We start from the raw sequence: 23,736 nt of genomic DNA on the forward strand, positions 1-23,736 counted from the left end.
CCTTACAATCGGCACCATCATTGAAGGCACTCAGGGGATTTCTGGGACCAGGGGAGACCCCTTCGCCTAGGAAGGTTTTCCCAACTAGGATGGTGGTCCTCTTTCGTTGCCGATAATCGGTTGCCCGTTCCTCCAGTATCCAAACGTCACGACAAGATGATTCTCACTCAACCACAGCTCGAACAATCGACCAACGTTGAACCGATTCGCAAAATCTGCTGCATTGGTGCCGGGTACGTTGGTGGGCCGACCATGGCCATGATCGCCAAGCAGTGTCCTGATATCGAGGTCAAGGTTGTCGACATCAACGCGGATCGGATCGCTCAGTGGAACAGCGACGAATTGCCCGTTTACGAGCCCGGGTTGGACGAAGTCGTTTCGGAAAGTCGCGGTCGAAACCTTCATTTTTCGACCGATGTTGATCAGGCGATTGCGGACGCCCAAATGATCTTCATCTCGGTGAACACACCGACCAAACACTTCGGTGTCGGGGCGGGCCGAGCAGCGAACTTGGAATTCATCGAAAAGTGTGCCCGCAAGATCGCCGAAGTGGCACAGGGACACAAAATCGTCGTCGAAAAATCAACGCTTCCGGTGCGAACGGCCGAGGCAGTCAAAGCGATTCTCGCGGGAGCCTCTTCGGGGGCGACGTTCGACGTCTTGAGCAACCCGGAGTTTCTTGCCGAAGGCACCGCGGTGGAAGATTTGGTCGCACCGGATCGTGTGTTGATCGGTGGCGAGAGCAAAGCGGCCGTCGATGCCTTGGTTGACGTTTACGCTCACTGGGTTCCCCGTGAGAAATTGCTGACGACGAACCTGTGGAGCAGTGAGTTATCGAAACTCACCGCGAACGCTTTCTTGGCCCAACGCGTTTCTTCGATCAACTCGATTTCGGCGCTTTGCGAGGCAACCGAGGCTGATGTGGATGAAGTCGCCATGGCGATCGGGATGGATTCGCGGATCGGACCGAAGTTCTTGAAGTCTTCGGTAGGGTTCGGAGGATCGTGTTTCCAAAAAGACATTCTTAACTTGGTCTACCTGTGTGAATACTTCGGCCTGCCTGAAGTCGCCGAGTACTGGGAACAAGTCGTCAAGATGAACGACTATCAAAAGACTCGGTTTGTCCGCCGGATCGTACGAACGTTGTTCAACACGGTGTCGGACAAGAAGATCGGCATCTGGGGTTTTGCGTTCAAGAAGGACACCAACGACACGCGTGAATCGGCGGCGATTTACATTTGCCGCGACTTGCTGCATGAACGTGCGAAAATCTCAATCTACGATCCACGGGTCGACGCGGAGCAAATTCGCCGTGACCTCGCCGATGTGATGCGAAACGGTGATTCGGAATTGAGTGCCGCGTCGGAGAAGTTGCTTAACGAAAACGTTGAGATCGTTACTGACATTCATGAGGCATCCAAAGACGCCCACGGTATCGCGGTGTTGACGGAATGGGACGAGTTCAAAGACGCTGACTTCGAGCGGATTCACAATGAGATGAAGAAGCCGGCGTTCATTTTCGACGGGCGAAACATTCTGAAGAACCTCCCGTTGGCCGACATCGGCTTCATCTATCAAGGCATCGGTTTCTCACGATAGTTGAGAGGCGTCAAAGCGATTGCTCATCGAGGTGGCTCGTTGTCTCGATGAGCGATGGTCTCTATCAGCGACGCTAATCTCGCTGTTCGTGGTGAACACCTAGCGTTGTCAGTTGGCAGAGTAAGCGGGCCGAGTGAGCATGGGTGATCCAATATTGCATCAGTGGTGTCACGCGTTCTCGGTATCGCTCGCGATCATGAACTGGATTTCGGTGAGGTAGCGTTTCGGGTTGCCTTTGAAAATCATGCCTGGCCCTTTGTGGTAAATCTCGCGGGTGGGCATATCGATTTGCAAGTTATCTGCTTTGGCTTGTTTGAGAATCTTCTCGTACGAACGACCGAGTTCGTCGTATGGGCCGAGGTGCATCAGTGACAAACAGTCGCCACCGGGTAATTCCTGGACAGCGATTTCATCGGTCGATTCGCCGCGTTTGATTGGCATGGCGGCGTCGAAGTTCGCGTCCTCGGCTCGGTATTCGTTGTCGTGATGCAACATCATCGGTTTGCCCGAAATGTATCTGCCGAATTTCCGCCCGATCTTGGAAAAGCCGCTGCCGCAATCGCTGTACTTGCCTTTCATGCGAACGCTTGCGACGAGGAGCGGGGCGATTGATTTACGTTCGACTTGGTAGGTTGCTTGTTGCATTTGGGTGGTCGCGTCTTTCTCGTGATGGATTGTTTTCTCGAGCAACCTGAGCACCTCGCGGTCTTTTCGCATGCGTTCTCGGATCTCGTCTTTCTGCGATTCGAGGAACGATACGATTTCCGCGTCGTCGTTATGGTTGCGTAGGATCTGTTTGATGTCCGCGAGTGAGAAATCCAGGTCACGCAGCGTGGCGATCACGCGAGCGGTCTCGATTTTGGATTCGCTGTAGAACCGATATCCGCTGCCCGCTTCCACGTGGGTCGGGGCAAGAAGGCCCTGTTCGTGATAGAACCGAAGGGTCTTCACGGTCAGGCCTGTCATCTTGGAAAATTCACCGATGCTGAACATGCCCGAAGTTTACGGGCTCCCGTAGGGGGAGGGTCAAGCGACGGTGCGGAATTTTTTTGAAGACGGGCAGGTCGTTGCGTTGCCGGTATCGCCGCGAGATTTAGGGCTTTGGGAATCCTACGCAGCTTGATTGTCGGGTAGGTGGTAGTGGATCTTGTTAAAAATCCCGCTGCATGAGGTCCTGCTGCATGAGGATCTTTATTAACAAGATCCACAACGTGCGAATCGAGTTAAGAGAGGCTGTTACGCTAGGATGTCTTTCACGACGTTGCCGTGGACGTCGGTCAGGCGGAAGTCGCGTCCTTGGAAGCGGTACGTCAGGCGTTCGTGATCGAGGCCGAGTTGGTGGAGGATGGTTGCTTGCAGGTCGTGGATGTGCACCGGATTCTCGGCGACGTTGAATCCGAGTTCGTCGGAGCTACCGTATTCGAAACCGGCTTTGACTCCGCCCCCGGCCATCCACATGGTGAACGCATCGGGATAGTGGTCGCGACCGAGCACCTTGCTGCCCGATGTTCGGCCTTCGCGAAACGGCGTGCGTCCAAATTCACCACCCCAAATCACGAGCGTGTCTTCGAGCAGGCCGCGTTGTTTGAGATCGCGGATCAGGGCGGCGATCGGTTTGTCCATCGTCGCGCACTTTCGCGTTAGACCGTCGGTGATCCCTTCGCTCGCGGCGGTGCCATGGAAGTCCCATCCCCAATCGAACAACTGCACGAAACGCACTCCCGATTCGACGAGTCGCCGGGCGAGCAAGCAGTTGTTCGCGAGACTGGATTCGCCGGGCGTCGCACCGTAGTCATCGAGCGTTTGTTGCGACTCCTGCGAGATGTTCATCACGTCCGGCACCGACGCTTGCATTCGGAACGCGAGTTCGTACTGTGCGATGCGAGTCATCGTCTCGGGGTGTCCCATCGCGGCGGACTGCATTTGGTTAAGGTCACGCAGTGCGTCGAGACTCTTGCGGCGCAAGTCACGGTTCATGCCTGCCGGGTCCGACGAATACAAAACAGGATCGCCTTGCGAACGACACTGCACGCCTTGGTAGACCGACGGCAGGAAACCGCTGCCGAATGAATTGCTGCCGCCGTTGGGTTGGACGCCGCTGGAGATAAGGACGACGAAACCGGGCAGGTCTTCGTTTTCGCTGCCGAGCCCGTAGGTGACCCATGAGCCCATCGACGGACGGCCCGACCGTGGTGAACCGGTGAAGACGAGTAGCTCCGCCGGTGCGTGGTTGAATTGGTCGGTGTGCATCGAGTGGACGACGCAAAGGTCATCGGCGATGTCGTGAAAGTGGGGGATCGCGTCCGACATCCACATGCCTGCTTCGCCGACCCGAGACCACTTTCGCGGTGACCCCATGAGTTTGGGTGTCCCCGAAGTGAATGCGAATTCTTTGCCTTCGAGAAACGCGTCAGGGCACTCTTGGCCGTCGCGTTCGGCGAGTTCGGGTTTGTAGTCGAACATGTCCAGGTTGGGTGGTGACCCGGTCATGTGAAGGTAGATCACCCGTTTGGCCTTCGGGGTGAAGTGCGACGGCTGCACGGCGATCGGATTGTCAGTCGGACGTGCGGCGGCGGCTCCATCGGCGAGCAAACTGGTCAGCGCGATCCCGCCAAGTCCAGCCGTGGATTGCTGAAGGAAATGGCGTCGGGTGCGGAGGTGAAGGGATTCGAGTCGAGGGTCCATGTCGTCGCCTTTATCGTTTCATCAACATTTCGTCGAGGTTCAAAATAACGTTGCCGAGTACCGTCCAGGTGGCATAGTCGTGCATGCCGACCTGATCGGTGAGTGCGTCTTCTGCGAGCGGGCCGAGCGGGGCGGTTGCCATCTGCACGGCGTCTTCGGGATGTTCGCGGTAGTACGCGTTGAGTTCGCCCGCCAACTGTTCGATACGTGCCGCCTCTTCCGCGGACGCGTCTCGCAGCAACGTTCGGTGGAACAATGTCATCACTCGTTCGTCGGTAGAATCGGACGAGGCGATAACATTCCGAGCCAACGCCTGAGCGGCTTCGATGTAGACCGGATCGTTGAGCGTGACGAGTGCCTGCAGTGGCGTGTTGGTACGAATGCGACGGACCGTGCAGACCTCGCGATTGGGTGCATCGAACTGTGCCATCGATGGATAGGGGCTCGAGCGGCGCCACATCGTGTAGATGCCGCGTCGGTAGCGGTCTTCCCCTTTGCTGGTTTGCCAATCGGTGGCGGAGCCGAACGCCGCCTTCAGCCCGAGGTCCGGTTGCATCGGACGAACCGGAGGCCCGTACATTTTGGGGCTCAACAGACCGCTGACGAACAACGCTTGGTCACGTACCATTTCGGCCGACGCGCGAAAGCGTGGACCGCGAGCACAAAGCCGATTGGCGGGATCCGCTTCGAGCAGTTCCGGTGTCGCTGCGCTGGACTGTCGATAAGTGGCCGAGGTCACCAGCAAACGCAACAGCTCTTTTAAGTTCCAACCGTTTTGTTGAAGGTCCACGGCGAGATAGTCCAGCAGTTTCGGATGCGATGGTAGTTCTCCTTGCGAGCCGAACTCTTCGCTGGTTTCGACCAAGCCGATTCCGAAGATCTGTTCCCAGTGTCGGTTCGCGATCACGCGTGCGGTCAGCGGGTTGTCATCGTCGACGAGCCAACGGGCGAGCGTCATGCGGTCGGGGCGGTCTTTGCCAGGAGCAATCTTCAAAGGGTGGAACGCTTCCGGGACTCCCTCTTCGACCTGGTTCCCATGGCTGAGATAACTGCCGCGGAGATGCACGTGCGTCGTTCGGCGTTTGTTCTCGGGCAGTTGCCTCATGATGGGAACGGTGGTTTGCGGTTTGATCTTCGCAAGCCGTGATTGCAGTGACTTCAGTTCGTCACGCCGGTCGTTGAGCAACGGTGTGATCCCGCGATAGTATTCGGCGAGTTTCTTTTGCTCATTGGCATCGAGCGGTGTCGACGCGCGGACCAGCTTTTGAATGCCTTTGGGCAGTTTCGTCCAACGCGGTAACGTGTCGTCCGTTGTTACCGAGAGTCGGATGCGATCGGATTCCGCAGGCACGTTGGGCAGGCGGACTGTCAGCAACCCGTTCGAGAGATCACGTGGCGTTTCGAACGCGAAGAAGCGTGCGGTGGGCGAACCAGGGTCCGTCTGCGGAGAGGCGATCGGATTCAGAGACAGATTGACGGCGCCGTCGGCGGGATAGGTTTCGTTCGGGCTGGGAACGTTTTCGGGTTGATGCGTCCAGACTTTGTTTCGTTGCTCGTCGAGTAGCTTAATCTCGAAACCACGGAGGCGTTGAATGATACTGCTGCCGCCGTCAGTACGATTCCAAATCGCGACCGAATCAATCGGCTGTACGGAGCCAAGGTCGATCTCGAGCCAGGGTGTGTCTTCGCCTTCGGTGTGCGTTACCGAACCGGCTGTGAAATCGCCGTTGGTGTTTTGATCGATCGCGCTGTGGGCATTGTCGCTATATTTCGACGAGCTTTGCGTGGCCTTGCCTTGCGGGGCAACGTTGACGCCGTTGGCGAAAGCCTGGACCTCGGCGAGGTGCAGAAACTTATTCTTGCCCGGCAATTCGATGCGGACGTATCTCGCGTCGACGGAAGAGGCGGCGTGAGGTCGCCATGATGCGGATACTGATTGAGGGACAGGCACTGTTCTGCCGCTCGCTGCGTTTTCGTTCGCGGCGGAGGTCGTGCTCGGGGCGTCGCCTTGTTGCTGTTCCAAACGCACTCCCGTGATGGGGGCGGAGAGCGGAACGTCGATGCGGCAAACGGTCTCGTGCGGTGTTTCCGAATCGGTCGAGATCCAACCGTTTTCGTCAACGTTGAGCGGCCGGTTCGACGAGGTCGCCGCGATGGGACGAACCGTGTTCCACGAAGGGTGTGCTTTCAGTTCGGCGAGCCACTTCGATTGCGCGGCCTCGATCTGTGGTGTGCTGCGTTGGAGGGCGGCTTTCAGGTCGGTGATTTGTTTTTCGAGGCGTTGTTTTTCTTCTCGTTGTTGATCGGACCAAACACCGAGGACCGGCTTCTCGTCTTTTCGATCCGCGTCGGCGGTGTTGTTAAAGAACGCGAAGAATTTGTAGTACTCGTCGTGGGTGATCGGATCGTATTTGTGCGTGTGACATTGGGCGCACGCCATCGTGGTGCCCATCCAAACCGCCATCGTTGTGTTGACTCGGTCGACGACCGCGACGTTGCGGAACTCTTCGTCGTTCGTGCCGCCTTCGTTGTTGGTCATCGTGTTGCGATGAAACGCGGTGGCGATGAGTTGATCGTCGGTGGGGTTGTCTAGTAAATCACCGGCGATCTGTTCGATCGTGAACTGGTCGAACGGTTTGTTGTCGTTGAGCGAGCGAATGACGTAATCGCGATAGGCCCAAATCGTTCGCGGAGGATCGTCGGCGTAACCGGACGAGTCGGCATAGCGAGCGAGGTCCAACCACACGCGGGCCCACCGTTCCCCGAACGCCGGCGACGCGAGCAAACCGTCGACGTAGCGTTCATAGGCATTGTTACGTTTGTCATTCACGAACGCGTTGGCTTGTTCCCACGTCGGTGGCAGTCCGGTCAGGTCGAGTGCGACGCGACGAGCGATCGTGAGGCGGTCGGCCGGTTCGGAGGGCGAAAGACCGTTGGCCTCGAGTTTGGCGAGGATGAAATGGTCGACCGCATTGATTGGCCACTGTCGGTTGCTGACCTCGGGGAGATCGGGCTTTTTCGGTTTGGAGTAAGACCAGTGTTTCGCATAGCTGGCTCCTTCGCGAATCCAACGACGCACCAGTTCGATTTCGTCTTCAGTGAGGGCGCGGCCCTTGCCTTCGGGCGGCATCCTCATGTCTTCGTCGTCGGTTGTTAGCCGTTCGAGCAGTTCGCTTTCGTCGGGGGCACCCGGCACGATCGCGGCATACCCGCCGAGGTCCTCGCGGGACCCCTCTTCGGTATCGAGCCGCAAGCCCGCGGCACGCTCTTCCTCGTCCGGGCCATGGCACATGATGCAGTTGCCCGAGATCAACGGCCGGATATCGCGGTTGAAGTCGATCGCGTCGCCGGCAAGGGCGGGGGAGACGCAGAAGATCGAGAACGCCGCCATGAGGTGAGTCCAGCGGCGATGCATTGTTTTTGCAAACATTGACGTAGCGATTGGCGGGGGAGGGAGGTGGGACGCTGCGTCTTCGAGCCGAGGGAGTGGCGTGCCGAAAAAACGGAGCGAGCGTGCGGGGGAGTGATCCGTGGCGGAGGTCGCTTGGGGGTTTACTACCGCACTGCGACAAATTGTACGCCTAAATTTCCGCAGATTTGCGGAAATCGGGTGCCCTGAACCAAAGTCACAATGCTTTGACGGAAATCGGAAACCCTATGGAATTGGGTGAGGGCGACGCGAGCGGAACCGACGTAGCGAAACTCGCCGAGAGTTTCGGCAGGGGGCGTGGGGTGCCGAATGTCTGGGCGACATTCGCTACGGTGTTCGGTGTTTGTTTTGCGCATGAGAAAACCCTGCCGGAGGTTGAGCCTGCGGCAGGGTTTGGATGCGAAGACGTTTTGCGGTGAGGCTTACGCTTCGTCGAGCAAGTCGACTGCGGCGAAGGATTGGCCTTCGAGCATCGCCAGCGACGCACCACCACCGGTGCTGACGTGGCTGACCTGTTCGGCGAACCCGAGTTGCTCGACTGCTGCGGCACTGTCGCCACCGCCGATAATGCTGGTTGCATCGCTGTCGGCGACCGCTTGCGCGACGGCTTTGGTGCCTTCGTCCATTGGTGGTTTTTCGAACACGCCCATCGGTCCGTTCCAGACGACCGTTTTGGCATCTTTGATGATTTCGCTATAGGCTTTGGCGGTTTCCGGGCCAATGTCGAGGCCTTCCATGCCGTCCGGAATTTCGCCGGCTTTCACGACCGCTTTGTTGCATCCGGCGATATTACCGAAATCGTCGCCGCAGTGGGTGTCTGATGGCAGGTGCAGTTTTCCGTCGCTCTTGGCGAGCAGTTCTTTTGCCAGATCGACTTTGTCTTTTTCGACCAAGCTGTTGCCGACCTTGCCGCCTTGGGCGAGCGAGAACGTGTAGGCCATCGCGCCGCCGATGAGGATCGCGTCGCAAATGCCGAGCAGGTTGTTGATCACGTTGATCTTGTCGCTGACTTTGGCACCGCCGAGGATGGCGACGAAGGGGCGTGCCGGTGTGCTGATCGCATCGGAGAGGTACGCGATTTCTTTGGCGACGAGGTGTCCGACGACGCGTGGTTTGCCCGACATGGCTTCCGGTACGGCGACCATCGAGGCGTCTTTGCGGTGGCAGGTTCCGAACGCGTCATTGCAGTACACGTCGGCCATCGCGGCGAGCTTGCCGGCGAATTCGGCATCGCCTTTTTTCTCGCCCGGGTTGAAGCGAAGGTTTTCGAGCACGAGGACTTCGCCTTCGCCGAGTGCGGCGGCCTTGGCGGTGGCATCATCGCCGACCGTGTCTGCTGCGAAATGAACAGTGCTGCCGAGCAATTCACCCAAACGAGTGGCAGCGGGTTGCAGAGAAAACTTTTCGTCGCCTTCGCCACCGGTGGGGCGTCCGAGGTGGCTCATCAGGATGAGTTTGCCGCCGCGGTCCACCACGCTTTTGATGCTGGGCAATGCCATGCGGATTCGGCGGTCGTCGGTAATGGCGAGGTTTTCATCGAGTGGGACGTTGAAATCGACCCGCATCAGGACGGTTTTGCCTTGGACTTCGGTTTGGTCGATCGTTTTCTTGGCCATCGGAAAAAGTGCTCCGGTTGATTGGAAAAAAGCAGGGAAGTTCGAAATCGGATTGATGTTCATTCGAGCGGGCGGCCCAGTATCGGACAGATTCCTGCGGTCGCGAAGGGGACGATGCTTTTTCGATCTCTCCGTCACGGTTTCCTCACGTCTCACTATCCGCATAACCGAAACCAGAGAGTGCATCCCTGCGGTCCGTTGTGAACGAATTGCAGTCGGTGCCGGTCTGTCGCGACCTTGGTGGAACGAGTCGCGACGGCGCCGTGAGGTGAACGCTACTTTTTTGCAAGTATGGGGGCGGTGCTGGTGATATCCACACCCGTGATGGACGACTTGTGCACGCGCTTTACGTTGCGATTGATCCGGACGCTGGTCGCCGGCTGCTCAATCTGGATCGTGTTGGCGGGAAATCTGCACGCTCAAAACACCCCTGCTCGCCGATTTCCGTCGGTTCCCCGGTGGGGCGGCAACGCGGAGGAAGAGCCGCGGGTCGGATCTGCGGCTCATCGTCGTTCCATCATCAACTCGTTGCCGTTGGATCGTCTGACCCCGGCCGCTCGCACGCAGATTCTCGAAATCGCCGAGAACCCGACGCTGTTTCGGCAACTGCCCAGCCAAGCGATCACGTGCGATCGTGACATGTTCTTGTTCCTGACCCGCAACCCAGATGTATTGGTCGGGTTGTGGGATTTGATGGAAATTACCAAGGTCCAGAGCCGCCGTTTGGGGCCGTACCAGATCGAAGCCCAAGACGGCGTCGGGACGGTGTGTAGCGTCGATTTGGTTTACGGCGACGCGTCGCAGCATATTTTTGTCGTCGACGGATCATACGACGGAAAAATGACGCCCACGCCGATCCGCGGCAAAGGCGTCTTCGTGCTGCACTCCAGCTACGCGAAAGGCTCCGACGGGCAAACGACCGTGTCGGGAACGCTCGATTGTTTTGTGCAACTCGAAAGCCTCGGCATCGATCTGATCGCCCGCACGCTCAGTCCAATCATCGGACGATCGGCCGACAGCAATTTCATGCAAACCGCCCATTTTATCGCTCAGGTGAGCCAGTCGAGCAGCCATAACCCGTCGGCGATGTTGGACATTGCCGACCGGTTGCCTCAAGTCGAGCCGCCGATCCGAAAAGCTTTCGCCGACACGATTGTCACTGTCGCCCGCCGAGGCCAGCCCGCTGGCCGCAGCTCGTCGACCCGATCGACCGTGGCCGATTCGAGCAATCAGGAATCCAGCGAAATGGCGCGTTCGGATTCGCGAGCAAACGCCTACAACCGCTGACCAAATGACAGGCGCAACCAGAGCCGCCGAGACTTCGGATGGGAGCAAGAGAGACAGAGTGTTGCGATGCACGTAGGGCCGTCTTTCCAAGACGGACAGGCAAGACGGTTGGGCAGCCAGACAGGCAAAACGTAGAGGGCGATGGGCTGGGCTGGCATCTGCTGGGCTGGGCATCCGCTGGGCTGGGCATCTGCTGGGCTGGGCAGAGCTGACATCTGCTGGGCTGTTCCGAAACGCGAACCGACGCAGCCGGAATCGCCAGAAATCGGAAACCCTTTGCAAATGAAAATGCTCGATTCCATCCGAGTCATTTTGAACAACGTGATTGCCACGCCCGCGGGGGCGATTCACGTTACGACCGCGGCTCTTCGACCCAGAGAGCCGCGGTCAACGCACAGGTTTGCATTCACAACGCAAAGGCTTGCTGCCGGATTTTCCACCGTCCGGTGATGAAGATTCGCCGGAGATAAAGATTCGCCCGGTTTTGAAACCCTGTCGGCTGGGAAGCCTGTCTGCGGAAAATCCTGTCTGCCGAGCACGCGACGCCGGGTGCGCACCTGCGCATCGGTCGATGTTTGGTTGCCCACATGCGGGCGCTTTGTCGCAGGTGTCAGGTGGCTGGGGTGCTGGCGATGGCAACCGAGTGAACGTTTTTTTGCGACCGCCGATTTACCCGTGGTTCGATGAGGCCTCTGCGCACGCCTGAGCGTTTTGATATTCGAATTTCAAACGCAGGATCTCAGCCATCTCGCCGAGTTGCCGTAGGGAATCGCAGTGAGCGGTGAATCGCAAACGCGGACGCAGCGAATCGGTTAACGCCCGCCCGCCGACTAGCAAAACGACGTCATCGGCCAGCGATTCGGCCATCCGATTTTGCCTGGCGACAAAAGTGTCTTCGTCATCGATCGACGAAACGCTCAGCCAAACCAGATGCGGGCGACAGTCCACCGTTGCCTGGATAAAACTCTCGAGCGGCAGTTGATTGCCCAGGCTGGTCGCTTTCCAGCCAACCTCACGCAGGGTCAGTTCCACCAGAGCGGTCGGCAGTTGATATGGATCGCACATGGGCGACCCGCCGATTGCCACCGGCGCATCCTCAGCGACCGGTGGCAGGGAACTGTTGAGGTCGAAAATCAAACGCAGAGCGACGTCACACGCCCTGCGTTCCTGGTAAACGTCGATCTCTTCGCACTGCCACGCCTTACCAACGCCGTGCATTGCGTCGGCAATCAAGCACTCCGCCGCCTGACTGCGAGACGCCCCCTCGTCGACCATCTCATAGAGCAGGCCGCGGCAGGTCTCAAACTCACCGCGAGCCAAGGCGTCGCGAAAGCACTGGTTTCGAGGAGATTTTTTTCCCTCCAAGCAGACGTGCCTCGTCGGCAGCATCTTCGGCAAACCCAACGTTTCCGGCTTGCAAAGACTCCTCTGCGAGGTCGCTAGGAAACGCTGCAACGCTTCGAGAGAAATTTTTCGGTGGCCTCCAGCCGTTTTTTGGCTGCAAATGGCACCGCAATCGCACCACCGCTTTACGGACGACTCGCTGACGCTCAGGGCGCAAGCGACTTGTTTCGGCGAAAAGAGTGGTTGTTCTGCAGCCAATTTGGGAATTTCGGCGAGAGTTGATGACGGACGCAACTAGAAAACGATCATCTTGAACGTGTGTACCCAGCGGGTGAACGTTTTTCGGACGAATTTGATCGTTTCGATGCAGTGTATGTCAGCGTCAATTCGGAATTTCCAAAGTGAACGAATGAATCAAAACTGAAAAACGTTCATTTTTGTAAAAAAAGATCACTCTTCCGCTTGCCTATCATCACCCGCACGCATATACCTGAGTGCAATGAACGTTTTCAGGAATGAAAACGTTCATTGCCTGTCGTCTCAGTTTGCAGCCTGCGGCGTTTACTAATGTTCAGTCTTGTCGAGCAGCTTTAGGTCACGAATATGAGTTCCTCAACCAAGTCCAAGTCTCGAAAGGCGGCCTCCCAGCCGAATCAGTTCGAAGGTTTGACGGCATCGTCCGTCGCCGCCCGAATGCCTGCTTGGGTGCAGTGCACGGAGCTGGCGGTGCCGATCGCCGAGACTCGCGATCAGGTCCGCAATTTGGAAAACGCGACCCCGGAAGAATTGCGGGTGATCACGAAACAACGTCTGCGGCAAGAGATCGACTTCATCGGCAACGAACGTTTCAGTTCGGCCCGAGAAGGCAAACGAATCTTCGCCGAAGAACTCGGTTTGGCGGAGCGACAGACTGCCCTCGGGATTGCCGCGATCCGACGCAGCGGTGTGGATTTGCCGATCCACCTCGGACGGTTGTGCGAAGCCCCGTTGCTCAAACCCGAACAGGAACGTTTGCTGTTCGAGCGGATGAACTATCTGCTCCAACAAGCGGCGATCCACCGCAGCGTTCTGAACCCCGATCGTCCTTCACGTCATCGTCTCGAGTTGATTGAACTGTACGTGGCACTCGCGGATTGGCATCGCGACCGGATCGTGGAAGCCAATTTGCGTTTGGTGTTCTCGATCGTGAAGAAGTTCGTGAATCCGAACAACAGTTTTGACGAACTGCTCAGCGATGGGATCGTTGCCTTGATCCGTGGCGTCGAGAAGTTCGACTTTGACCGTGGTTTCCGTTTCAGTACCTACGCGACGCAGGTCGTTCGCCGAAACGCGTACCGTACCGTTGTCCTGCGACAGCAAGAACGCCAGAAAGTCATGGGAGGATTGCAGGACATGGATATCGACATCGGTGAAGAAGAACGGGAATCGGCAATCAGTGAAAAACGATGGCACGAGTTGCGAAGTCGTTTGAGCGTGATGCTCGGTGATTTGGACCGTCGCGAGAAGTTCATCATCCGTGCACGGTTCTCACTCGGATCACACCGCCGCGTTCACACCCTTCAATCTCTCGCTGATCGTTTGGGCGTTTCGAAAGAACGCGTGCGTCAGCTTGAGCGACGTGCGATGGATAAACTGCGTGCGATGGCCGGTACGACGGACTTGGCCGAACTGGAAGGTTAACCGCGTCGCGGGTTCGGTCTCAGCGTTCCGAACACGGCCGACTGTTTTAGAAATTACTGTAGCGAAACTCGCCAAGAGTTTCGGCAGGGGGGGCTAGGATCGCCGCATGTCTTGGCGGGCTGTTGATTTATTCGTTTAATGGGCATCCGTAGACGACCTACTTTCCACTGCACGTCGCCTACGGCTACCGGTTAAACGCAATACCGTTCAATTTTCGTTTAACCCGTGCCCGAAGGGTAGGTTGCGTTCCGTCAAGCGTCGCCTACGGCTACCGGTTAAACGAAAACAGGTTGACTCTTGATTAAATCGACAAACCGCCAAGAGTTTCGGCGGAGAGCGTTGATGGCCGGATGTCTTGGCGACATTCGCTACGGCCTTTGATGCTGACGAGACTACGCCAAAATGCCTTCGACGACGTGGCCGTGGATGTCGGTCAGCCGCATGTCTCGGCCGCTGTAGCGGTAGGTCAGTTTCTTGTGATCGAAGCCGAGCAAATGAAGGATGGTGGCGTGCAGGTCGTGAACGTGCACCCGATCCTCGACGGCGGACAGACCGACCTCGTCGGTGGTACCGTGAACGTGACCTGATTTGACTCCCCCGCCGGCCATCCAAATGGTGAAGCCGTCGTCGTGGTGGTCGCGGCCGGGTTTCGGACCGACGGGAAGCTGCACCGTTGGGGTTCGCCCCATTTCTCCGCCCCAGATAACGAGCGTGTCCTCCAGCATTCCGCTTTGTTTCAAATCGCCCAGCAACGCGGCGAGCGGCCCGTCACATTCTTTCGCCAGGCGACGGTGCCCGACTGCGATGTTCGCGTGCGCATCCCACGGTTGTCCCGCACCGTGATAGACCTGCACGTAACGCACGCCGCGTTCGACCAAGCGTCGCGCGATCAGCAATTGCCTGCCCTGCTGCGTGTCCCCGTATGCGTCGAGCACATGAGCGGGTTCGCGGCTGACGTCGAACGCATCGGAGGCTTCTCCCTGCATCCGAAACGCGAGTTCGAGCGACTGAATACGCGACTCGAGAGCATGGTCCCCGGGACGATCGGCGAGGTGCATCGCGTTGAGTTTCTGGACCAGTGAGATCTGTTCGCGTTGTTGCTTGGCGAGCAGGTATTCGTTCTGAATGTTCGCCACCAACAAATCCGGATCGTTGTACTGCGAATCAACATACGTGCCTTGATAGATCCCCGGCAGGAAAGCACTCCGCCAATTCGCGGTCGCTGCGGTGGGTAAACCTTTGGGGCACATTGCCACGAATCCGGGCAGGCTTTGGTTCTCCGTTCCGAGCCCGTACAACGCCCATGAGCCGACGGCCGGACGAGGGCGAACAATGTCGCCGCAATTCATCATCAGCAGTGCCGGTTCATGATTGGGAACATCGGTCACCATCGACCGGATCACGCACAAGTCGTCGGCGTGCTTGGCGAGCTTGGGAAACAGTTCGCTGATCTCGATTCCCGATTTTCCGTGTTTGCTGAATCGAAACGGTGACCCATGAGCCACACCGCCGAGACGCCGGTCCTTCTCGAGTTGTTTCGAGAGAGTTTTGCCTTGCATCTTCTGCAGCATCGGTTTGGGATCGAACGTATCGATCTGCGACGGTCCGCCGTTAGCAAAAATATGGATGACCCTTTTTGCACGAGCCGGATGGTGTGGCTGGCGAGGGGCGAGAGAGTCGCCGCCGGTGTTGATTTCTTCGGCGAGCAAGCTCGATGCGGCGAGCATCCCCAACCCCATCCCTGATTGTTGCAGGAGACTGCGCCGGGAAGGCAGCCGGCAGGTTTCATGGCGAGTCATCGGCGTTCAGTCCAAATAGAAGAATTCATTGGTCAGCATCAGGGCTTGGGCGAGTTGTTCCCATTCGTCCAGAGGTGGAACCGGCGGGGGCGCAAAGTCATCCGACGCGTTCCATCGTTTGTCCGGATTGGGGCCGTCCACGCACCGAATCTCCGGAGCCCACAAGAACACATCGTTCGAGCCGTTTTTTCCGGGAGAGACGACGAAGTCAATCGTGGTGCCGATCGTGACTCGGACCCGATCGATGTTGGTATCGGACTCGCTGTTGTGAGCCGACCAGATCGGCGGCGACGGAACCGTTTCGCAGCGAACGGTCGCGTAGACACCGTCGCCTTTTTCCCGTTCGTGACGGAGTTTGCCGGAGATACGGACGGCCCCATTGAAAGGGGACACCCATCGCCGAACGACGGTGCGGTTTCGGTCGCGGGGAGTGTTCCCGCCGTGTGCGGTTAAGCGGACGTATCCGAGTTGGTCGTCAGGAAAGTCGTCGCCGAATTGGTATTGTTGTCCGGTCCAGTGGGTCAATGGTTCGAACGTCAACTCGTTGGAGGCGTCATTGCCGAGACCGTACTGCCAAACCGGCGTCGTGGTTTCGTTGGCTTGTCGGGCGACCGAAAGGAACGCGTTCAGTGTCGTGAACTCTTTGGGGGAAGCGTTTCGTCCGAGTACCCGCTCGAAAAGTTTGTTGATCGCCGTGTTCGGTTGGGATGTCGAGGCGTCGGTTGTTAACGCGGACGGTCGAACGAGGGCGGCGAGTTCCTTGGCACACTCGATCACGAACGGGTGGTTCATCACAAAGAGCGACTGCTGCGGTACCGTCGTGACCGATCGCTGCGCCGTCGAGGTGGTCGGGGTGGCGAAATCGAACGCACGCAACATCGGATCGAGTTCGACACGGTCGACATAGGCGTAGACGGTTCGGCGTGTTGAATATGGCGTCTGGGATAGCTTGACGCTGCGACCTCCGATGCGGCGGTCGAGTTTGCCGCTGACCGCCAACATGGAATCCCGCATCGCTTCGAAGTCGATCCGTTTTCGGTTCTGATGGCTGAGGTAACGGTTTTCCGGATCGTGCTCACTTGCTCGGTCTGACGCGGCGCTGCTGCGTTGGTAGGCTGCCGACGAGAGAATTGTTTGGTGTAACCATTTCAGCGACCAACCGTGATCCATGAACTCCCACGCCAACCAATCGAGTAGCTCGGGGTGTGATGGCGGTGACGACCGCAACCCGAAATCATCGGCCGCATCGACCAACCCGTGATCGAAGTATTTGCTCCAGACACGGTTGACGAGCACCCGGGCGGTGAGTGGGTTGTCGGCCGAGGCAATCGCGGCGGCGAGTTCGGCGCGTCCGCTGCCTCGGGTAAACGGGTCGGCGTTTTGGCCGGCAACGATGGAAACGAATCGCCGTGGCACCCGATCACCGCGACGCGCGGGTTCCCCGCGGAGCATCACAAACGGATTGATCGGTTTCTCTTTGTCGCGGATCACCATCGCTTTGGGAGGTGCCCCGGGGTGAGTCGCGTAGACCTCGCCGATCGCTTTTTGAAGGTCACCGAGCTTGCGGCGACCGGTGCCGAGCAAACGCGATGCGGCAACGACGGCGTCTTCGTCGAGCATGAACAGCCCGTCGTTTCCCAACAACGCGCGCCGGATTTGTTCGTCAGCACCGTTGTGAATTCGATCAGCGTCGGGACTTTGCTTGATCAATTGTTGCCATCGCTTCAGCACGCCGTGAAAAACCTTCGCGTACGTGTTCAAAACGTCTTGGCGGGTTTGGGGTTCGGTGTTCACAATCGCGGAACGCAGGTGAGGATTGATTTGCTCGCTTGATTTCCATTTCGCTAGCAGTGCTTCGCGTTGCGTTTGGAATTGTTCTTCCGAGATCGAAAGCGACTCGGCCCAGACGCCCCAAACGGGATGCTTCACACGGCCTTTTTGCTTCGTCAATTGGGAAAGGCTGTTCGCCAGTGGCGTCATCGCGGTGTGTTCGACTTTATGTTTGCTGACGATGGCGCGAATTTGTTTCTTGCTGCCCACGTGCATGTCGTAGTAGCCCGCGAAGTATGGCCTGCAGTCTTTGGTGAGGGCGGCGATCGCTTCCCGGCGGAGTTTTTTGCCGTAGGCCGTCATCGCGGTTTGAGCTTGCTCGAGTTGCTTTCGAAAATCTCGCTCCAGTTGTTTGTCGGTTGGCTCATTTGCGATATCAGGAAACTCGGCAGGGATCTCGCAGCTCGCAAAGACGCCGTAGAGCGAGTAGTAATCTTCGATCGGAATGGGATCGTATTTGTGGTCGTGACAACGGGCACACGCGACCGTCAATCCCATCAGCCCACGGGTGAGCACGTCGATTTGATCGGCGGCACGTTCGAGACGGTTGTTGCGAAACCGCGGGCCGACGGTGATCAAACCCAATGCGGCTAACTCCGGTGCATCGGAAGGTAACCCGAGCTGGTCAGCGGCGATTTGTTCGGTGAGAAAGCGGTCGTAGGGTTTGTCGTCGTTCAGGGAATCGATCACGTAGTCTCGAAACGTGTAGGCGAACGGGTATCGAACGTCCGCCTGCGCCCGCCAATCTTGCGTGTCCGCGTAACGTGCCAGGTCCAGCCAGTAGCGTCCCCATCGTTCGCCGTAGTGCGGCGAGGCGAGCAGGCGATCGACCACTTTTTCGAACGCGTCCATCAGCGGCGCGGGATCATTCACAAAGGCATCGATCTCGTCCGGTGTCGGCGGCAATCCCGTCACGTCCATCGTTGCGCGGCGGATCAGTGTCCGGCGATCGGCAGGAGCGGCAGCGGGAAGTTCGAGGTCGATCAATCGGGCATTGATGAACGCATCGATCGGGCTGGTGATCGGATACGCCGTGTTCGACGATGCGGTGGCGGCGGTACGGATGTCGTCGACGCCTTCGGGTAATTGCGGCAGACGGATCGGTTGGAATGCCCAGTGGTTTTTTGCGAGTTTGCCGATGGCTTCTTGGTCGCCCAAGTTCGCTGCTGCCGGTGCGGACTCTTGCGGCCAATGCATTCCCATCCGCACCCACTTTTGAAACACCTCGATCTCCTCTTCTTCGAGTGGAGCGTCCGGCGGCATTTCCAGACCTTCGTACCGCATCGCCTGCATTAGAAGGCTCTCGGCAGGATCGCTGACGACGGCGGCGGGGCCACTGTCGCCGCCACGAAGGATCCCTTCGCGGGAGTCGAGTCGCAGTCCTGATTCTTGTTTGACGTCGCTGTGGCACTCGTAGCACTTCGCGATCAGCAACGGGCGAACGCGGTTTTCGAAGTACCGTTCACGACGTTGTTTGCGATCATCGGTTTGAGCAATCGCGGGTGAAGTCAGGACGATGCACGCAAAGACCAGCAACCATTGTCGCATGAGATCGCACCGGTAGGTGAGGCAGGAAGGGGGCGTCAACGAAGACGCGGCGGGGGATCATCCTATCATCGTACCAGAACGAAATTGCCAAGTGTATTGATTTCTGGTTGGCTGGATTTCCAAACTGGGGGCGTTTCAAACAGTGCTTGCCGGGGGCGTGCATCGCTCGCTTTCGCGGTCACGTTGTTGGGGCTTTGCAAGAACAGGGGGCAAACTGCTCACCCCGGGATTGAGTTGGGCCGATGGCAGCGCACGCGGACGCATCGGTGCGTGGGGCGTGCCAGCGTTTTGATCGCGTGTTTGGTTCGCTTGTTGAGGGTGTCCGTCTTGGAGAGATGGACCGACGTGGGGACGCGATAGCCGGGGGTTATCGGGCTGCTTGGATGGCGTCGTCGAAATTCAGTTGCAGTTCGAGCTGGGTGTCGCGGTCGTCGAAGCCGAGTTCGCGATGCATCAGGCTGGGCTGAATGTCGGTGCTATTTTGATACTTGTCGGACTCGCAGGGTTGGCAGGTGCCGAGCAGTTGGTGATACGAGATTTGACAGACCTGCATGCCCGGATAAATCCGCACCGGTTGGATGCAGTGCATCTCGAGAGTCCACGTGCCGCAGTAACCGCACTGCCCAAGACTGCCGCCGGGGTTGAGAAACAAACCGAGACGGCCGAGCGACGAGCGTGCATGGAGGACGGGAACGAGGTTCCGCGTTTCGGTGTGTTCAACCGTTCGGCCGAGATACAACACACCGGGCTGCAGCGTCAGCCCCTCGGCGGGAATTTCGATACGGCGATACCGGTTGGGGCTGGCCGCGTCGAGGACGACTTCTTCGTAAACGAGCAGCTCGTCATGCAGCGCGAGGTTGTAACTGTTTGCGTTCAGGCGTGTCGGATCGAACGGGTCGATCGCGATATCGTCGCCCATCCGTGAAAGCAGTTCCTGGCTGGATAAAATCATGCGATGACGCTCGTCAATGCGGATGGTCCGACGGTGGGTGTGAATCCGTAATTTAGCGAGTTTCAGCGTCGTGTGACCGGTGTGGCGTCCTAGAATTCGCTATATTTCAAGCACGCTGTACGTTTTGTAACGTTTCACCCGGCAGTTTTCGAAGGTGCCCCCTGCCGATGGGGCACTCCGCAAGGCGTTCGACATGGATCCATTTTCTGACGTCACTCAACTACCTGACGATTTCGACGGGCAGGTGCGTCTGTTCCCGCTGCCGGGGTTGGTGATGTTTCCTCATGCGATGCAGCCGTTGCACATCTTTGAACCGCGGTATGTCGAAATGCTGCGAGAATCGCTCGCGACGGATCAACTGCTCACGATGGCGACGCTGCTCGATTCCGCATCGGTGGCCGATCCTGCTTCGCCACCGATCGCGCGGACCGTTTGTATCGGAAAGATTGTCTCGCACGCCGAACTCGCCGGTGACCGGCATAATATTTTGCTCGTTGGCGTTCGCCGAGCGAAGATCCGGCGGGAACTCGAGACGACTCGTCCGTTTCGATCCGCCCAAGTCGACTTGATCGACGATTTTTATCTGCCCGCGGCGACGGACCAACGCAACAAACTGAAACGAAGGTTGCTGACTTCGTTCGGGAAAATCATTCCTCCCAAGGCAGGGTCGCAGCAGAGTCTGCACGATCTGATGGCGGGCCAAATGGGGGTTGGCCCGATCACCGACATCATCGCCTACACGCTGCCGTTCGAACCGGAAGACAAATTGAAGTTGCTCGAAATGAGCGACGTTGATGCCCGAGCGGAGCATTTGATCAAGCTGATCGATCGTGGCGAGATCGAGCTGCAATCGGTCAGCCCGAGCGAAAAGGATGTGGATCTGCAGGAGCACGCCCAACCGCCGGAGAGAAACCAGTTCCCGCCACCGTTCAGTGTTAACTAGGTGAAGGTTGGGTTGGCCTCGGTCTTGGAAAGACCGAACTACGTGAGTGAGCGGAACAGCCGTAAGGCCTCGGGTGGAGACGTTGATCGATCGTCCAGACCAACCCGCGTCCTTGCTCAACCGGCCCAAAACCCGAGTGCTTACGCACTTCGGCTCACCCCTTCGCCGGGCTACCGCGAGTAGGTCATGCCCTGCATGACGGTAGGTTGCCCCCCGGGTCGCCCAAAGGCTTTACTCCAACGGTTGGTCACGGTCTGGGCGAGACTGTCGCGGGCAGGCGAGGTGGAAAGATCCGTGATTGCCAATGAACCCAATCGCCGAGTACAGTGTCCGCTCAACGGCCACGAGCCGATTCTCACACGCGCCCATAGCTCAGCTGGATAGAGCAACGGACTTCTAATCCGTAGGTCGGTGGTTCGAATCCACCTGGGCGTGCCTTGTTTCCCCTTGTGAATCATCAGCACCCGCTAAACACAAGGTTTTTTCCGTGTCGTCCGCTTCGCTAGGGGCTCCTGATTCCCTTAGATCGGCAGAGATGACACCGCCGATGACACCGCCGACCGGTTCCTCGATCGCCCTTTGCCAATGGGCATCGGTGGTTTGCAGGTAGTGCCGCTCTGCTACTCGGCTGGAATGCCCTAACCAAGTGTTCACGCAATGATCCGGGAAACGGTCCTGCAGGTCAGTCCGGCACGACGCCCTCAGGTTCACGAACGTTTTTTGCCAGGCAGCCAATCCAGCCGATTCGGTGATTCGGTGCATTTGGGTGCGAAGATTGGCCTCCCGGTCTCGGTAGCGACTGATGACGTAGGTGGAGCCCTCTGGGGCAGCATCCCATGCGGCATCAAGTAGCGGCTTGATCTCTGGAAAGATCGGCGTGAATCTCAGTCCGGTCTTTTGGCTGTCGATCCGCAGGCGAGAGTCATCCCACTGGACATCGCTCCATTTCAGACCGGTTACCTCGGTCGGGCACCGCAGGCCAGCGAAACGGCACAGCCCGAACAGCAACGCCCATTCGGTGTCACACTTCGCAAGAATCTTTCCCGCATCCTCTCGGGTGATGTAGTGGTCCCTGTCTCGGTTCACTTCACCGCCGATCTTGGTGTCTGATCCTGGGTTCTCGTCGATGATCTTCCGACGAACAGCCTCTTTCAGCATCGTCCGAACCATTTTGGCTCGCTTGTTTGCGGTGGCCTCTGCGAGCCCCTGCTTACGCATCCACTGATGCCACTGACCAAACTCAACGGGGGTGATCGTAGAGAGCAGCCGGTCCGCTCCAAATCGTTCCGTAAAGGAGCTGGCGCCCTGTCGGTAGTTGCGTGCCGTCAGGCCCTCCCACTTCTCGGTGATCAGGCGTTCGAAGAAAGATCCCGCGTAGCGATCCTCCTCGGCTACCACCACACGAGGCGAGGTAAGGCCCCACTTCACCAGGCTCTTGTGAATCCGCTCATCAACACCGCGTGCCCACTTTGCGGCTTCCGCTTCGGGCTGAACATTCGCGGCGCTTGCCCTCACCAACTCCTCGACATGCCGGGCAACCCCTTCCGCTGCTCGCTTGGACATAGCCCCCAACCACAACGAACGACGCTTTCCCGACTGCCTGAACTGCAACCTCCAACCGGTACGCCCACGGTCAGACTCTTTTCGCAAACTTGCCATTGCTTACCTCAGCAAATCACCTCAAAGAAAACCAACGGCAGGGAGTAGGTGAACACTCCTTTTCGGTAGCTAACCTAGCCGCTGATTGAAACAGTACCGACCACCAACGACCGGTCAAACAAAATCTGTTTCAGTTTCGTCCTCGACACCCTCAGGAGGCATCAGGAATCATCTGCAACCACCGAGTGCACCTAAACTAACGCTGCCCCCAACCCTCCCCACCAATCACCCGCCAGCAGGCGAGCGTGAATCGGGTGCATTTCACACGAACGACTCGGCAGAGCCTGCTAAGCACCCCAAAACGGCACCCAGGAGCCTGCTAAGCAACTCTTATTTGGGTTTGCGAACCTGCTTAGCAACTTTGGACGACGGCCCTAAATCACATGGTCGATTCATTGGTGATCCACAACGCGGGCACCGATGCCGGAACGCATTCAATAACTCGGATCGTCGAACCTTGGTTTCCTCGTCGCATGATTCATTGGAACAAACAAGGCGGACCTTTCGTGGTATACCTCTTTTTCGTGCTCGTTTTAGTTCCTTCTCGCTGGGGCGTCCTTGCGCCGCAACGGCGTCTCGGTTGGCTGAACTTGGCATTGAATTCCTCGTTGACGGGGAAGGGGTATTGATGGGGCTTGGAAGGGGCTTAGGGATGCAGTCTCAAACTGCCATCTGGTTCGATGAGCAATCGGTAGGTTGTTGCCTTGCCACCGGGTTTGGCGTCACCGCGTTTGACAACCTCAATGATTCCCTTCCGCTCGAATGCACGAAGGTTGCGATACGGTGTTGTGTGATCGGGGCACCCAATTATCTTTTGGACCGTTCTGGGGCTCAGGTGGAACGATTTCCCTTGGGAGGCGACGTCGCACGCAATGACTACCCTGGCCACCTCGCGACCGATGGGGCGAAGGTTCAAGCAATCTGCCCAGGATGGCACGTCTATGCTCTCGAGAATCGATTGCACAACCATGAGAAAACCATCGCCTCGCAACTCATCAAGCATCTGATCAAACTCCAACCAACTGACTTCTTCGTCTGTGCCGCAGTGTTGCGAGTTTGCACGCCACCAAGACCGGAAGATCCGATCCCTGAGCTCTCCTTCGGGGCGTTCTTCGCATTGACGAATGATCGACATGCATAAAGCCTTTAATGCGTTTCGTCGCTGGCCTCTGCCATTGATGCGATGGCATTCGATCAATCGTTGAAAGTCGATGGCCAGCTTTTGATGCACCGCCGCGCCCCCTCCTTGAGTATCCTGGGTTTCCTGAGTGTCCTTGGTATCCTGAGTCTCCTGGGTATCCTGTGTTGCATTTGGGAGAGGGATAGAACCTGGCGGAACCAAACCAGAATTAACAAGGCACACA

Annotated in this window: 14 protein-coding genes and 1 tRNA gene; 6 read left to right on the forward strand and 9 right to left on the reverse strand. The window is 57.8% G+C overall.

The annotated features are described in order from the left end of the window. Positions 1 to 156: 156 nt before the first annotated feature. Positions 157 to 1,599, forward strand: coding sequence for a UDP-glucose 6-dehydrogenase (locus RSSM_RS26740; protein ID WP_044303743.1), 1,443 nt, complete (start codon positions 157 to 159; stop codon positions 1,597 to 1,599). 168 nt (positions 1,600 to 1,767) lie between these two features. On the opposite strand, the gene RSSM_RS26745 is transcribed toward RSSM_RS26740, so the two are convergent. The 4 genes from RSSM_RS26745 to RSSM_RS26765 all read right to left on the reverse strand — a co-directional run bounded on the left by RSSM_RS26745 (position 1,768) and on the right by RSSM_RS26765 (position 9,330). Further along, the gene (locus RSSM_RS26745) at positions 1,768 to 2,592 is read right to left on the reverse strand and encodes a MerR family transcriptional regulator (RefSeq protein WP_008687108.1); all 825 of its coding nucleotides are present in this window, start codon (positions 2,590 to 2,592) and stop codon (positions 1,768 to 1,770) included. 243 nt (positions 2,593 to 2,835) lie between these two features. Further along, a complete protein-coding gene (locus tag RSSM_RS26750) occupies positions 2,836 to 4,284 on the reverse strand; it encodes a DUF1501 domain-containing protein (RefSeq protein WP_008687109.1) in 1,449 nt (482 codons plus the stop codon). Positions 4,285 to 4,294: 10 nt separating this feature from the next. Then, positions 4,295 to 7,714, reverse strand: coding sequence for a DUF1553 domain-containing protein (locus RSSM_RS26755; protein ID WP_008687110.1), 3,420 nt, complete (start codon positions 7,712 to 7,714; stop codon positions 4,295 to 4,297). A 422-nt stretch (positions 7,715 to 8,136) separates the two neighbouring features. Next, positions 8,137 to 9,330 (reverse strand): phosphoglycerate kinase, encoded by a 1,194-nt coding sequence (locus RSSM_RS26765; RefSeq protein WP_044303753.1) that lies wholly within the window; start codon positions 9,328 to 9,330, stop codon positions 8,137 to 8,139. A gap of 306 nt (positions 9,331 to 9,636) precedes the next feature. Between RSSM_RS26765 and RSSM_RS26770 the strand changes: the two genes are divergently transcribed. Then, positions 9,637 to 10,617 (forward strand): hypothetical protein, encoded by a 981-nt coding sequence (locus RSSM_RS26770; protein WP_236621420.1) that lies wholly within the window; start codon positions 9,637 to 9,639, stop codon positions 10,615 to 10,617. Positions 10,618 to 11,286: 669 nt separating this feature from the next. On the opposite strand, the gene RSSM_RS26780 is transcribed toward RSSM_RS26770, so the two are convergent. Continuing rightward, a complete protein-coding gene (locus tag RSSM_RS26780; protein ID WP_236621421.1) occupies positions 11,287 to 11,982 on the reverse strand; it encodes a cobalamin B12-binding domain-containing protein in 696 nt (231 codons plus the stop codon). Positions 11,983 to 12,564: 582 nt separating this feature from the next. On the opposite strand from RSSM_RS26780, the gene RSSM_RS26785 reads away from it, so the two are divergent. Next, positions 12,565 to 13,641 carry a sigma-70 family RNA polymerase sigma factor gene (locus tag RSSM_RS26785; RefSeq protein ID WP_008687120.1) on the forward strand — a complete coding sequence of 359 codons (1,077 nt, stop codon included), beginning with the start codon at positions 12,565 to 12,567 and terminating at the stop codon, positions 13,639 to 13,641. A 392-nt stretch (positions 13,642 to 14,033) separates the two neighbouring features. Here RSSM_RS26785 and RSSM_RS26790 read toward each other — a convergent pair whose 3' ends face one another. From RSSM_RS26790 to RSSM_RS26800, 3 genes are all read right to left on the reverse strand, one after another. Next, positions 14,034 to 15,380, reverse strand: coding sequence for a DUF1501 domain-containing protein (locus RSSM_RS26790; RefSeq protein ID WP_008687123.1), 1,347 nt, complete (start codon positions 15,378 to 15,380; stop codon positions 14,034 to 14,036). Between the two features lie 66 nt (positions 15,381 to 15,446). Beyond that, a complete protein-coding gene (locus RSSM_RS26795) occupies positions 15,447 to 18,818 on the reverse strand; it encodes a PSD1 and planctomycete cytochrome C domain-containing protein (protein ID WP_008687125.1) in 3,372 nt (1,123 codons plus the stop codon). Positions 18,819 to 19,185: 367 nt separating this feature from the next. After that, positions 19,186 to 19,770: a dCTP deaminase gene (locus tag RSSM_RS26800; protein WP_008687129.1), complete on the reverse strand. Its 585-nt coding sequence runs from the start codon at positions 19,768 to 19,770 to the stop codon at positions 19,186 to 19,188. 193 nt (positions 19,771 to 19,963) lie between these two features. On the opposite strand from RSSM_RS26800, the gene RSSM_RS26805 reads away from it, so the two are divergent. Both RSSM_RS26805 and RSSM_RS26810 read left to right on the forward strand, forming a co-directional pair. Next, a complete protein-coding gene (locus RSSM_RS26805) occupies positions 19,964 to 20,713 on the forward strand; it encodes an LON peptidase substrate-binding domain-containing protein (RefSeq protein ID WP_044303755.1) in 750 nt (249 codons plus the stop codon). Between the two features lie 361 nt (positions 20,714 to 21,074). After that, positions 21,075 to 21,148, forward strand: a tRNA-Arg gene (locus tag RSSM_RS26810). On the opposite strand, the gene RSSM_RS35540 is transcribed toward RSSM_RS26810, so the two are convergent. Further along, positions 21,110 to 22,372 (reverse strand): tyrosine-type recombinase/integrase, encoded by a 1,263-nt coding sequence (locus RSSM_RS35540; RefSeq protein ID WP_008687133.1) that lies wholly within the window; start codon positions 22,370 to 22,372, stop codon positions 21,110 to 21,112. The genes RSSM_RS26810 and RSSM_RS35540 overlap by 39 nt on opposite strands. Positions 22,373 to 23,024: 652 nt before the next feature. Here RSSM_RS35540 and RSSM_RS26830 point away from each other — a divergent pair. Continuing rightward, positions 23,025 to 23,513, forward strand: a complete 489-nt coding sequence (locus tag RSSM_RS26830) for a hypothetical protein (protein ID WP_044303749.1) — start codon at positions 23,025 to 23,027, stop codon at positions 23,511 to 23,513. Positions 23,514 to 23,736: the final 223 nt, after the last annotated feature.

The sequence above is a fragment of the Aporhodopirellula sallentina SM41 genome (genome assembly GCF_000346505.1).
Lineage (GTDB): Bacteria > Planctomycetota > Planctomycetia > Pirellulales > Pirellulaceae > Rhodopirellula > Rhodopirellula sallentina.

Bases quoted from the DNA above. Each gene is read 5' to 3' on its own strand.
- RSSM_RS26795 (WP_008687125.1), bottom strand. From the start codon at position 18,818: ATGCGACAATGGTTGCTGGTCTTTGCGTGCATCGTCCTGACTTCACCC.
- RSSM_RS26750 (WP_008687109.1), bottom strand. From the start codon at position 4,284: ATGGACCCTCGACTCGAATCCCTTCACCTCCGCACCCGACGCCATTTC.
- RSSM_RS26765 (WP_044303753.1), bottom strand. From the start codon at position 9,330: ATGGCCAAGAAAACGATCGACCAAACCGAAGTCCAAGGCAAAACCGTC.
- RSSM_RS26785 (WP_008687120.1), top strand. From the start codon at position 12,565: ATGAGTTCCTCAACCAAGTCCAAGTCTCGAAAGGCGGCCTCCCAGCCG.
- RSSM_RS26790 (WP_008687123.1), bottom strand. From the start codon at position 15,380: ATGGGGTTGGGGATGCTCGCCGCATCGAGCTTGCTCGCCGAAGAAATC.
- RSSM_RS26745 (WP_008687108.1), bottom strand. From the start codon at position 2,592: ATGTTCAGCATCGGTGAATTTTCCAAGATGACAGGCCTGACCGTGAAG.
- RSSM_RS26800 (WP_008687129.1), bottom strand. From the start codon at position 19,770: ATGATTTTATCCAGCCAGGAACTGCTTTCACGGATGGGCGACGATATC.
- RSSM_RS26830 (WP_044303749.1), top strand. From the start codon at position 23,025: ATGCAGTCTCAAACTGCCATCTGGTTCGATGAGCAATCGGTAGGTTGT.
- RSSM_RS26805 (WP_044303755.1), top strand. From the start codon at position 19,964: ATGGATCCATTTTCTGACGTCACTCAACTACCTGACGATTTCGACGGG.
- RSSM_RS26740 (WP_044303743.1), top strand. From the start codon at position 157: ATGATTCTCACTCAACCACAGCTCGAACAATCGACCAACGTTGAACCG.
- RSSM_RS26755 (WP_008687110.1), bottom strand. From the start codon at position 7,714: ATGTTTGCAAAAACAATGCATCGCCGCTGGACTCACCTCATGGCGGCG.
- RSSM_RS35540 (WP_008687133.1), bottom strand. From the start codon at position 22,372: ATGGCAAGTTTGCGAAAAGAGTCTGACCGTGGGCGTACCGGTTGGAGG.